This window comes from Allobosea massiliensis (genome assembly GCF_042655245.1).
GTDB lineage: Bacteria > Pseudomonadota > Alphaproteobacteria > Rhizobiales > Beijerinckiaceae > Allobosea > Allobosea massiliensis.
The window spans coordinates 44,065-55,864 of sequence record NZ_JBHSLU010000032.1; the positions used below are offsets into that span (position 1 = coordinate 44,065).

Annotated in this window: 8 protein-coding genes; 2 read left to right on the plus strand and 6 right to left on the minus strand. The window is 68.4% G+C overall.

Features of this window, described 5'->3' with window-relative positions; genetic code table 11:
• Positions 1 to 98: 98 nt before the first annotated feature.
• From ACFPN9_RS12375 to ACFPN9_RS12395, 5 genes are all read right to left on the minus strand, one after another.
• Positions 99 to 1,697 (minus strand): ABC transporter substrate-binding protein, encoded by a 1,599-nt coding sequence (locus tag ACFPN9_RS12375; protein WP_067254080.1) that lies wholly within the window; start codon positions 1,695 to 1,697, stop codon positions 99 to 101.
• Between the two features lie 200 nt (positions 1,698 to 1,897).
• Complete coding sequence (locus ACFPN9_RS12380) at positions 1,898 to 3,550, minus strand: ABC transporter substrate-binding protein (protein WP_377817125.1); 1,653 nt, start codon at positions 3,548 to 3,550, stop codon at positions 1,898 to 1,900.
• 200 nt (positions 3,551 to 3,750) lie between these two features.
• Positions 3,751 to 7,383, minus strand: coding sequence for an error-prone DNA polymerase (locus ACFPN9_RS12385; RefSeq protein WP_067254072.1), 3,633 nt, complete (start codon positions 7,381 to 7,383; stop codon positions 3,751 to 3,753).
• The gene (locus ACFPN9_RS12390) at positions 7,380 to 8,924 is read right to left on the minus strand and encodes a Y-family DNA polymerase (protein WP_245282367.1); all 1,545 of its coding nucleotides are present in this window, start codon (positions 8,922 to 8,924) and stop codon (positions 7,380 to 7,382) included. The genes ACFPN9_RS12385 and ACFPN9_RS12390 overlap by 4 nt, the downstream gene beginning before the upstream one ends.
• The gene (locus ACFPN9_RS12395) at positions 8,830 to 9,717 is read right to left on the minus strand and encodes an ImuA family protein (protein WP_067254063.1); all 888 of its coding nucleotides are present in this window, start codon (positions 9,715 to 9,717) and stop codon (positions 8,830 to 8,832) included. Before ACFPN9_RS12395 ends, ACFPN9_RS12390 begins: the two co-directional genes overlap by 95 nt.
• A gap of 146 nt (positions 9,718 to 9,863) precedes the next feature.
• On the opposite strand from ACFPN9_RS12395, the gene ACFPN9_RS12400 reads away from it, so the two are divergent.
• Together ACFPN9_RS12400 and ACFPN9_RS12405 are read left to right on the plus strand one after the other, a co-directional pair.
• Positions 9,864 to 10,142 carry a type II toxin-antitoxin system TacA family antitoxin gene (locus tag ACFPN9_RS12400; protein ID WP_067254060.1) on the plus strand — a complete coding sequence of 93 codons (279 nt, stop codon included), beginning with the start codon at positions 9,864 to 9,866 and terminating at the stop codon, positions 10,140 to 10,142.
• On the plus strand, positions 10,142 to 10,624 hold the full coding sequence (locus tag ACFPN9_RS12405) for a GNAT family N-acetyltransferase (protein WP_067254056.1): 483 nt from the start codon (positions 10,142 to 10,144) through the stop codon (positions 10,622 to 10,624). Before ACFPN9_RS12400 ends, ACFPN9_RS12405 begins: the two co-directional genes overlap by 1 nt.
• 13 nt (positions 10,625 to 10,637) lie before the next feature.
• Here the strand turns inward: ACFPN9_RS12405 and ACFPN9_RS12410 are convergent, their stop codons facing one another.
• Positions 10,638 to 11,678 carry an ABC transporter substrate-binding protein gene (locus ACFPN9_RS12410; protein ID WP_067254053.1) on the minus strand — a complete coding sequence of 347 codons (1,041 nt, stop codon included), beginning with the start codon at positions 11,676 to 11,678 and terminating at the stop codon, positions 10,638 to 10,640.
• Positions 11,679 to 11,800 lie beyond the last annotated feature (122 nt).

The following is an 11,800-nucleotide window of genomic DNA, read 5'->3' on the forward strand; positions in this document are numbered from 1 at the left end:
CGGCAAGGCTGCGGAATGGATCCCGGATCGGCGCGGCTTCGCCGCTTGTCCGGGATGACTCGCGCTTTTCTGGTGCTCGCTCCGTGCCAAGAACAACCTCACTTCGCCATGGTGATCGGCGAGAAGTCCTGGAACCAGTTCTGCGCCTGGACGAAGCCCTTCACCTTGGGGCTCATGGCGCGCGGGTTGACGTCGTGCGTCACCATCAGGAACAGGGCCTCGTCGACATATTTCTCGTGGATCTTCTGGAGAACGGCGGTCTGCGCCGTCGCGTCGAAGGTGTTGCGGACCTGGTCGAACAGCTTGTCCATCTCCGGGTCGCAATACATGCCCCAGTTGGTGCCGGCCGGCGGCTGCAGATTGCACTGCAGGTGACGGATGAGGCCCGTGAAAGGGTCCTGGATGAAGTAGGTATAATTCATCCCCGTCGCCTTGCGCGAGGATTCATGGTTCGCGCCGGCGCGCCAGATGTTGATCAGCGTGTTCCACTCGACGACCTCGAAATCGACCTTGATGCCGACCTCGGCGAGGTTCTGCTGGACGAACTCGTTCATCGGCAGCGGCTGCATCTGGCCCGAGCCCGAGGGCGCGATCAGGATCTTGGTCTGCAACGGCTTAGCGGGCGAGAAACCGGCCTCGGCGAGGAGCTTCTTGGCCTCCGCCTGGTCGAGCTTGAGCTTGAACTTGGGGTTGCCGAACCACTGGTGGCCGGGCGGGTAAAAGCCCTCGGCCGGGATCATCAGGCCGCCGAGCAGCTCCTTCAGCCCCTGCCGGTCGACGGCGAGATTGGCGGCCTTGCGGACGCGGATGTCGTTCCAGGGCGAGCCCTCGGTGCGCGAGAGATGCCAGGTCCAGTTATGCGGATAGGCGTTGGTGACGATCTGGAAGCCGGCGGACTTGAGCGAGGGGATCAGGTCCGGCGACGGCGCCTCGATCCAGTCCACCTGCCCGGCGCGCAGCGCCGCGGCGCGGGCATTGGCCTCCGGCAGCGGCAGCAGCACCAGCTTGTCGAGCTTGGGCACGCGGGCCTTGTCCCAGTAGCCCGGGAAGGGCGAGAGCTCGGCGCGCTCGCGCGGCTGGAAGGCGGTGAGCTGCCAGGGACCGGTGCCGGACGGTGTCTTGGCGAAGGCCTCCCAGCTCTTGCCGAGCTTCTCCCACTGCGCCGGCGAGGACATCATCACCCAGGCGATCTGGTAGGGCAGCGTCGCGTCGGGCGCCTTGGTGGTGATCTCGACCTTGTACTTGTCGATGACCTTGTAGGAGGCGACGGCGGGAATGCGCGAGCGCCCCTGCGCCGCCTGACGCTGATCGAATTGCGGGGAATCGTTCTTCAGGAGCTTGTCGAGGTTCCAGACCACGGCGTCGGCGGTGAACTCGGAGCCGTCGTGGAACTTGACGCCTTCGCGCAGCACGAAAGTCCATTTCGTCTTGTCGGCGGCGTCGACGCTCCAGCTCGTGGCGAGGCCGGGCGTCAGGTCGGAGGCCTTGTCGGCCTTGCTGAGGTCCCAGTTGATGAGCGCGTCATAGACCGTATAGCCCATGAAGCGCATGCCCTCTCCGCCTTGATCGGTCTGGCCAGTGGTCAGCGGGATGTCGGAGGCGGTCATGCCGATCCGCAGCGTGCCCTGGGCTTGTGCCGATGCGGCGAACAGAGAAACGCCGGCTGCGAGGGTCAGGGCAAGGGCGGTGCGGATCATGGGTGGCTCCGGTCTGGATGGGTTCCAAACTGGCGTCGCAAGGGCTGTGCCAGTCGCAGCCACACCCTCCCCCAACGTCATGCCCTTTCTGGTGACGGGCATCCACGTCTTGAGCATCGCCGCGGGCGAACGAAGACGTGGATGGTCGGGACAAGCCCGACCATGACGATGGAGGCGGGTGAGCGCGAGATTGCGGTGCCTCAGTCCATCGACATCGGAGCGAGGTCGATGAACCAGCTCTTCGGCTGGACCACGCCCTTCACCTTGGTGGTCATCGCGCGCGGGCCGACGTCATGGGCCACCCAGACGAAGGGGGCTTCCTCGACGATGCGGGCATGGAGCCTGGCCAGCGCCGCGTCGCGCGCCGTTCCGTCGAAGCTGGTGCGAGCATCGGCGATGAGCTTGTCGAACTCGTCATTGCCGAAATAGCCCCAGTTGTTGGAGACCGGCGGGAAGGTCTTGGTCGAGGTGAAGCGCACCATGGCGAAGAACGGGTCCATCGCCGCGAAGGTGACGTTGGTGGCGTTGGCGCCGCGGGCATTGGCGTGCTTGGCACCCTCGCGCCAGTTGGTGAAGACGGCGTTCCACTCGCCGACCTCGAGCGCGACGTCGAAGAAGCACTCCTTCAGCGCCTGCTGCATGAACTCGTTCATCGGCAGCGGCTGCATCTGGCCGGAGCCCGAGGCCGAGGTCAGCACCTTCACCTTCGCCGGCTTGGCGGCCGAATAGCCGGCTTCCGTCATCAGCTTCTTGGCGGCGTCGAGATCATACTTGATGTCGAATTTGGGATTGCCCCACCAGGGATGGCCGGGCGGCACGGTGCCCTTCGGGATCTCCATCAGCCCGCCGAGCAGCGTCTTCAGCTCCTCGCGGTTGACGCAGAGATTGGCGGCGTGGCGCACGCGCTTGTCGACCCAGGGCGAGCCCTCGACGAAGGAGAGCTGCCAGGGCCAGACATGCGGCTGGGCGTTGGTGTAGACGGTGAAGCCGCGCTGCTTGATCTGCGGCACGGCGTCCGGCGACGGCGACTCGATCCAGTCCACCTGGCCCGAGAGCAGCGCCGCCGTGCGGGCATTGGCCTCCGGCAGCGGCAGCAGCACGACGCGGTCGATCTTCGGCACGCGCTTGGGGTCCCAATAGGCCTTGTTGGCGACCATCTCGAAGCGCTCGCGCGGCACGAGGCGAACGCCCTTGAACGGGCCGGTGCCGGAGGGGTCGGAGGCGAAGGCCGCCCAGGCCTGCTTGGCGCGCTCGGCCGGATCGGTGACCGAGGCCGGAACGGCGGCGAGCTTGGCCGCCCAATGCGCCGGCGAGGCCATGAACAGGTTGGTCAGGTTGATCGGCAGGAAGGCGTCGGGCTCGCTCGTGGTCAGTTCGACGGTGAGCGGGTCGATGGCGCGGGCGCTCCGCAGCGTCGGCATACGCGAGACGGTGACGCCGATCTGGTCCGGAGCGAAATGGGCGGCTTCCTTGTTGAGGACCTTGTCGACGTTCCAGACGACAGCGGCGGCGTTGAAGTCCGACCCGTCCTGGAACTTGACGCCCGGACGCAGCTTGAAGGTCCATTTCGTCTTGTCGTTGGCATCGACCGCCCATTCGGTGGCGAGACCGGGGATGACGACGCTCGCCTTGTCGGCCGAGGAGAGGTCCCAATGGGTCAGCGCGTCATACATCGGGATGCCGGTGAAGCGGTTGCCCTCGAAGCCCTGGTCGGGCTGGCCATGGGTCCGCGGAATGTCCGCCGCCGTCATGCCGATGCGCAGGACCTTCTCCTGGGCGAGCGCGCCCGTGACGAGCGCCGTCGAGAGGCCGAGGCCGAGAAGGGCCGAGCGGGTGAAACTGGATACGGACACGTTTGTCTCCCCTGTGGTTGGCCGCGCGCTCCTGCGAACGGCGGCACGAGGTTAGCAACCGGCATGCCAGCAGGCCGCGGCCGATCGACCGCCACGGCCACCCCCGCCTTGTGCGTCCTGATTGGACAGAAGGCGACGGCCCGCATACGCGGGCCTCTATTCTGCTCACGGAATAGGCAAATTGGCTACCGTTGCGGCAGTCAGTGGAAGTCGCGGGATTTCGGCAGGATGCGGACGTCGCGCGGATGGCGCCCGCGTGGGGGCTGGGGGTGCTTGAACTCGTCGGCGCGCGTCAGCGTGATCGTGGCGCTGTGGCTCTCCGACAGGCTCGCGAGATCGGCCGTGCGGTCGACGACGCGCTGGGCCATCAGATGGACCACCCCCTCGGGGCTCTTCTGCACCCGGCCCTCGATCTGCAGCAGGCGCCCGCTCATCACCTCGCGCCGGAAGCGCTCGAACAGCCGGGCCCAGAGCAGGATGTTGGCGATGCCGGTCTCGTCCTCCAGCGTGATGAAGATCGCCTTGCCGTTGCCGGGGCGCTGGCGCACCAGCACGACGCCGGCCGTCGCCGCCCAGCTGCCATCGGGGCGGCCGTCGAGTTCGGCACAGCTCAGCACACGGTCGCGCCGGAACAGCGGCCTCAGCATGCCCATCGGGTGCCCCTTCAGCGAGAGCCGGGCGGTCTGATAGTCGGCCACGATCTGCTGCGGCAGCGGCATGACCGGCAGCGGGACGGCCGGCTCCTCGCCGAGTTCGCGGGCCTGTGCGGCGGCGAAGAGCGGCAGCGCCTCGTCGTCCGGCAGGCGGCGCACGGCCCAGAGCGCCTCGCGGCGGTCGAGTCCGAGCGAACGGAAGGCGTCGGCATCGGCGAGCAGCCGCATCGCGCGGCCCGGCAGATCCGCCCGACGCATCAGTTCCTCGACATCGGCATAGCCCCTGCCGCGCCGCGCCGCGATGCGCCGGCCCCACTCCTCGCGGAAACCGTCGATCTGGCGGAAGCCGAGACGGAGGGCGAAGCACGTCCTGTCCACCCCCTCGGCCCTCATCCTGAGGAGCGCCGCAGGCGCGTCTCGAAGGATGGTTTCAGAGCGCGCTGGATCATCCTTCGAGACGCCGCTGCGCGGCTCCTCAGGATGAGGGCTGTGAGTTTCCGAAGTCCCTCCCCGGTCATCCCGGACGCAGCGAAGCGGAGATCCGGGATCCATTCCTGAGCGCATGTTGGAGAGGTTCCGGAATGGATCCCGGGTCTCCCTCCGGTCGCCCGGGATGACGGCGCTTCCCTTTTCAACGTGATCAACACGCTCCAACCCATTGTCCCAGAAGCTGGAATTCACATCGATCGCGCGGGGCTCGACGCCGCCGACCTCCTGGGCCTCGCGCACGATCTGGGCGGGAGCGTAGAAGCCCATGGGCTGCGCGTTCAAAAGCGCGCAAGCGAAGGCCGCCGGGTGGTGGCATTTCAGCCAGGAGGAGATGTAGACCAGCTTGGCGAAGGAGGCGGCGTGGCTTTCCGGGAAGCCGTAGCTGCCGAAGCCCTTGATCTGGTCGAAGCAGCGCTGGGCGAAATCGCGCTCATAGCCGCGCGCCACCATGCGCTCGACCATCAGATCCTGATAGTTGCCGATGCTGCCGTCGCTGCGGAAGGTCGCCATCGCCTTGCGCAGGCCGTTGGCCTCGCTGTCGGTGAACTTCGCGGCGACCATGGCGAGCTTCATCGCCTGCTCCTGGAAGAGCGGGACGCCCTTGGTCTTGTTCAGCACCTGGAAGAGCTCGTCGGCCGGGCCCTGCTCCGGGGCCGGCGCCGGGTAATGCACCGGCTCGAGCCCCGCCCGCCGCCGCAGATAGGGATGGACCATGTCGCCCTGGATCGGGCCCGGCCGGACGATCGCGACCTGGATGACGAGGTCATAAAGGCAGCGCGGCTTCAGCCGCGGCAGCATGTTCATCTGCGCCCGGCTCTCGACCTGGAAGACACCGAGCGACTGGCCCCGGCAGAGCATGTCGTAGGTCGACGCGTCATCCCTGGGCACGTCGGCCAGCCCCATCTCGAGGCCCTGATGCTGCCGCAACAGGTCGAAGGCCTTGCGGATGCAGGTCAACATGCCGAGCGCGAGCACATCGACCTTCATCAGGCGCAGCTCGTCGATGTCGTCCTTGTCCCATTCGATGAAAGTGCGGTCCGCCATCGCGGCGTTGCCGACCGGCACCATCTCGTCGAGGCGCCCGCGCGCCAGCACGAAGCCCCCGACATGCTGAGAGAGATGGCGTGGGAAGCCGAGCAGGCGGATGGCGAAGTCGACGGCGCGGCGGATCGTGGGGTTGGCGGGGTCGAGCCCGGCCTGGCGGACGCGGTCGTCGCCGATCTCCGTGCCCCAGCTGCCCCATTGCGTGCCGGCGATGCGGGCGGTGACGTCCTCGGTCAGCCCCAGCGCCTTGCCGACGTCGCGGATGGCGCTGCGCGGACGGTATCGGATGACGGTCGCGACGATGCCGGCGCGGTGCCTTCCATAGCGCTCATAGATCCACTGGATCACCTCCTCGCGCCGCTCATGCTCGAAATCGACGTCGATGTCGGGCGGCTCGCGGCGCTGCGTCGAGATGAAGCGCTCGAACAGCACGTCGCTCTCGGCGGGGTCGACGGCGGTGATGCCGAGCACATAGCAGACGGCGGAATTGGCGGCCGAGCCGCGGCCCTGGCAGAGGATGCCACGGCTGACGGCGAATTCGACGATCTGGTGGATGGTGAGGAAATAGCGGGCGTAGTTCAGCCCCGCGATCAGATCGAGCTCCTTGCGCAGCAGGGCCTCGACCTTCGCCGGCACCCCATTGGGATAGCGGATGACGCAGCAGCGGCGCACCAGCTCCGCCAGCCAGGCCTGGTCGCTCCAGCCGGGCGGGACGGGCTCGTCGGGATATTCGTACTCGAGCTGGCCGAGATCGAACTCGATGCGGGCGAGGAGATGGCGCGTCTCGGCGATGGCCTCGGGCGCATCGCGGAAGAGCCGGATCATCTCCTGGGGCGTCTTGAGATGGCGCTCGGCATTGGCCTCGAGCAGGCGCCCCGCCCGCTCGATCGAGACGCCCTCGCGGATGCAGGTCAGCACGTCCTGCAGATCGCGCTGCTCGGGCGCATCGTAGAGCACGTCGTTGGTCGCCAGCAGCGGAGTCCGGGTCGCGGCGGCGATCGTCTTCAGCCGCGCCAGCCGGCGGCGGTCGTCGCCGCGCCGGTGCATGCTGGCGCCGAGCCAGAGCGAGCCGGGCGCGGCCTCGTCCAGCCGGGCGAGCAGCGCAGGCAAGCCCGTGAGATCGCGCGGCGGCATCAGGATCAGCAGGAGATCGCGCGTGTCGGCGAGCAGATCGTCGAGGGTGAGGATACACTCGCCCTTGCCCGCGCGCCGGTTGCCCTCGCTGAGCAGGCGGCAGAGCCTGCCCCAGCCGCTGCGGTTGGCGGGGTAGACGACGATGTCGGGCGTGCCGTCGGCGAAGACGAGCCGGCTGCCGAGGACGAGCCGGAAATCCCGCGCCATCGCCCGCAACTGCTCCGCGGTGAAGGGCAGATCGGCGAAGGCCGGGTTCTCGATCCAGACATGCTCGCCGGGACTGTCGCCCTCCTTCAGCTTCTCGGCCGGGGGCAGCCCGTCCTCGCGCAGCTGCCGCAGCGCGCTCCAAGCCCGCACCACGCCGGCCACCGTGTTGCGATCGGCCAGGCCCAATCCCGCATGGCCCAGCAGCAGCGCGGTGAGCACGAGATTGGGGCCGGGCGAGGCACCGCGCAGGAAGGAAAAATTCGTCGCGGCAACGAGTTCGGCGAAGGGGCTGAGGACCTGATTCATGCAAACAGCCCATGCAGGAACCAGCGCGGCGGCGCCTGCTCCGGCTCGTGGAATCCGATGCGGAAGAGCCAGAAGCGGCGACCTGCCGAGTCCTCGACGCGGTAATAGTCGCGCATCGGCTCGCTGGAGCCGTCGCGCCACCATTCCGGCGCGATGCGTTCGGGACCCTCGGCACGGGCGACGTCATGGATGAGCCGACGCCAGCGAAAGCGGATCGGCGGGCCGTCGGGCACCTCGGCGATCGCTTCCACCGGCTGGGGCGGCTCGAAGAGCTGGAGCGGGCGCGTCGGCGGCTCATGCGGAAGGGGCGCCGGCCAGGCGATGCCGGCCGGCGGCAGCGCGGCCGAGCGCGCCTTCGCCGCACGCACGGGATGGTGGCTGTCCTGCGCCACGAAGCGCAGCACCCGGTCGCGGCCGAAGCGCACGACCAGCCGGTCGACGAGATCGGCCACGGCCTCGTCCTCGACGGCGCGACGGTCGAGGCTCGGCTGCGCCTCCGCCAGCGGCTCGCAGACCGGCACGGCGAGGCGCACCGCATCGAAGCCGAAGCCGGGATCGAGCGGGTCGGACAGGCTCTCGACGCGCTCGCGCCAGAGCCGCAGGATGGCCCTGCCGTCCCGCGTCGGGCGCCCGGTCTCGATCGAAAGCCGCCGCACCGCCCCGTCGCTGCGATGGAAGCCGAGTTCGAAGACGCGCCCGCCCTCGCCGCGCTGCTCCAGCACCCGCGCGGCCTCCGCGATCAGCCGGGCGACGACCTCCTGCAGCCCGTCGAGATCGAGCATCGGCTCGGCGAAATGACGCTCGACCAGGCAGGCCGGCGGCGGGCGCAGCGGCGTGAGCCGGGCATCCTCATGGCCGAGCATGCGCCGCAGCCGCGTCACCAGATCCTCGCCGAAACGGGCCGACAGCGCCTTGGAGGGGCGCTCGGCAAGATCGGCCAGCGTCCTCAGGCCCGCCCGGGTCAAGGCGAGCGCGGTCTCGGCAGGAAGCTCCAGCGCCGCGACCGGCAGCGGCCGCAGCCAGGCCTCGTCCTGCCCGGCCGGCACGATCCCGCCCCGGCCGAAGCGCGCCAGCGCATGGGCCGCCTCGGGCGTGCCCGCGACGGCCGAGCGGAGCGCGAGACCGCCGCGCTGCATCCAGCGGCCGATCGTCGCCAGCAGCGCGCCCTCCCCGCCGAAGAGATGGGCGCAGCCGGTGATGTCGAGCAGCAGGCCCTGGGGGCGATCGAGCGCGACCAGCGGGGTGAAGCGATCGCAGAAGGCGGCGAGCCGCATCAGCAGGGCCTCGTCGGCCTCCGGCTCGGCCTCGATCGCGATCAGCCCGGGAATGCGGGCCCGCGCGTCGGCCAGGGTCAGGTCCCGCGTGAGCCCGAGGGCGAGAGCAGCCTGGTCGCAGGCGACGAGGCGCAGCGCGCTGCCGCGATGGGCATAGACCACCAGCGGGGCGTCAGCCGGTACGCCGGATGTCGGGATCCGGCCCTCCCGCCGCAGCCGGTCGGTCGGCAGGAAAGGGAACCACAAAGCGAGATAGCGGCGTGGCATCGGGGCTGGCTCTGGGGGAACGGAGGGGCTCATCGCGGCCGGCAGCGGCCTGACGGTTTCGGGCGTCGCTCTGGACAGGGCTCTCCTGGAAAGATTGTCGGTCACGGCTCCACTCCACACGCCACTCACACTCACCCAGCCCCCCGCGATGCCTCAGCAATCTCAGGCTGAAGGCGGGGGCTCCCGGCGCATTCGCCTCCAGTGCCCGCGACGGCAGGGCCGCGACCTGCCAGCGGGTCGAGGCCGCGCTCGGCTGCGGCACTACGGCGGCGCGCAGCACGAGCGTGGTCGCGCCCGAGCCTTCCGCCGCCAGGGCCAGGCGCCGGCTCGCGGTCAGATCGAGGCGCCGCGGCGCGCCCCAGGGCTCGATCAGCACCGCCCCCAGCGCCGGGCAGCGGGCGGCTTCCGCGCCGGCCCGCAGCACGCCCTCGGCATCACGCGCCCGCACCAGCAGGATTCGGGCGGGATCGAGCCCGAGTTCGGTCAGCCCCGGCGGATGCAGCCGGCCGGTCTCGGCATCGACGACATCCTGCCGCACCCAAAGGATCGGGCGCTCCTGCGCGGCCCGAATGGCGAGACCGACGGCGAATCCCGTCGCCGCCGCGAGATCGGCCGTGGCGGGCGCATAGACCTCATGCAGGGCCGCGCGGGCGATGCCACCATTCAGCGCCTCATCGAGGGCGGGCGCGCCGAAACTCACCTGCCCCACCGCCGCAGGCGCGCCGCGCAGCGCCATCTCGGCGAGATGGCGGCGCAGATCGGTCAGCGAAGCGGGATCCGGGCGGGGCTGCATGCGGGCTCATGTTCTGTGTTTGTTCTTTTATAGAACGTGACTCCACGGAAGGCGAGTCAGGGAACGCGACTGTCCCGCCCTGCGCTTTCGGCATTGGATACACAGCGTGTATCTTTGCTGCTAAGGTGCTCCACTCAGGAGGCTCCGTGCCCGCATCACCGAAGATCGCGACGCGCGCCGTCAATCTGCGGATCCGTGAAGACGTTCGCGACCTGATCGATCACGCCGCCAGCACACAGAGCAAGACGCGCTCGGAGTTCATGATCGACGCCGCGCGGCGCGCGGCCGAAGACACGCTTCTGGACCAGACCTTCATCCGGGTCGATCCCGAGACCTATGATCGATTTGTCGAGGTCCTCGACCGGCCTCCCGGTGGCGAGGCCTATGAGCGCCTCATGTCGGCACCTCGCCCCTGGAAAGACTGATGCTGGGCGCCCCTGCCCCGCTCGACGACCGTCACAGGCTCGACGACTTCGATTCAGGCGTTCCCGTCCGCGACGACTGGCTTAGGCGCCGATCACGTTTCAACCAGGCCAGCGGCACTTCGCGAACCTATGTCGTCGCCGACGAAACCGGCCGGGTCGCCGCCTACTACGCGCTCGCCTCAGGCGCTCTCATCGCGACTGAGGCCCCCGGCCGGCTGAAACGCAACATGCCGGACCCGATCCCGATGGCCATCCTCGGGCGGCTGGCCGTCGACCGCTGCTTCCAGGGGCAAGGCCTCGGCGTCGCGATTCTCAGGGATGCCGTCCTGCGGACCCGCCAGGCGGCCACGATCCTCGGCATCAGGGGCCTTCTCGTCCACGCCATCTCGGAGGATGCGAAACGCTTCTACGAGCGCTACGGCTTCACGCCCGGGCCGGAGAACCCCATGACACTGGTCATGAGCCTCGCCGACCGGGCGTGATCGCCTCGCTGTCTCAATTCGCCGTATAGACCAGCTCGCGCTCGGCCTTGGGCGGCAGGAAGGCGCGGGAGAAGATCTCCTCGGGCTTGGGCGTGCGGGGCAGCTGGTAGCCTTCGACGATGATGCCGATGGCGCTGGCCATGCGGGCATCCTTGGTGTCGCCGACGCCGATCTCCTTCATCTCCGGAGAGACGATGAGCTCGCTGAAGGAGTATTGCAGGCGCTTCTTCTCGATCGCCTCGTTGACCAGAGCATCATAGGCCATCACCGCCTTCATGGCGACGGCCTGGTCCTTCGCGATTTCGATCATCGCCTTGTTGGTGGCGCGCACGAGGCCGGCGACGGCCTTGGGGTTCTCCTTGATCAGCTTCTGCGAGACCATCAGCCCGTTGGAATAGAGATCGAGCCCGAAATCGCCGAAGGTGAGCCAGTTGAAGTCCTTCTCGGGGTCCTGGCGGTTCAGCAGCAGATTGAAATAGCTGGTGATGTTGAACACCAGCGCGCCGTCGATGTCGCCCTTGATCAGCAGCGGCTCCTGCAGGTTGGGCGCCATGCTGGTGAGCTTGATCTTGCCCATGTCGAGCCCGTTCTTGCGGGCGAAGACCTCGAGCAGGCGGGTCGTCGGCGTGCCGGGGGCGCCGCCCAGAGTCCTGCCTTCGAGATCCTTCGGCTTGGTGATCCCGGTCGCCTTCTTGCTGGAGATCGCGAAGGGCGGACGGTTCCAGATCATGTAGACCATGACCGGGTTCTCGCCCGGCTTGGTCGCGGCGTTCTGGATGATGGCGTTGACGTCGCCGAAGCCCGCGTCATAGGCGCCGCCCATGATGCGGGTGACGGTCGCGCCCGAGCCCTCGCCCTGGTCGATGATCACGTTGAGACCTTCCGCCTTGTAGTAGCCCTTGTCGCGGGCGACGAAGAAGGCGGCATCCGAGCCCTGCGTCTTCCAACCGAGGGTGAACTTGATCGTGGTCTCCTGCGCCCGGGCGGCGCCGGTGAAGGCCAGCCCGGCCAGAGCCAGGCCGGCAACGGTGCCGAGGCAGAGTCTTTTCAGCATCTTGTTCCCCTTTTCTGAGACGGTGATTCATATGTGGACGCCCCCTTTGGCAAGGCGTTTATGTCGGGATGATTTGATCGGTTGCTTTCATATGTCCGGCCTGTTTGTGCGGCGGAATGTCT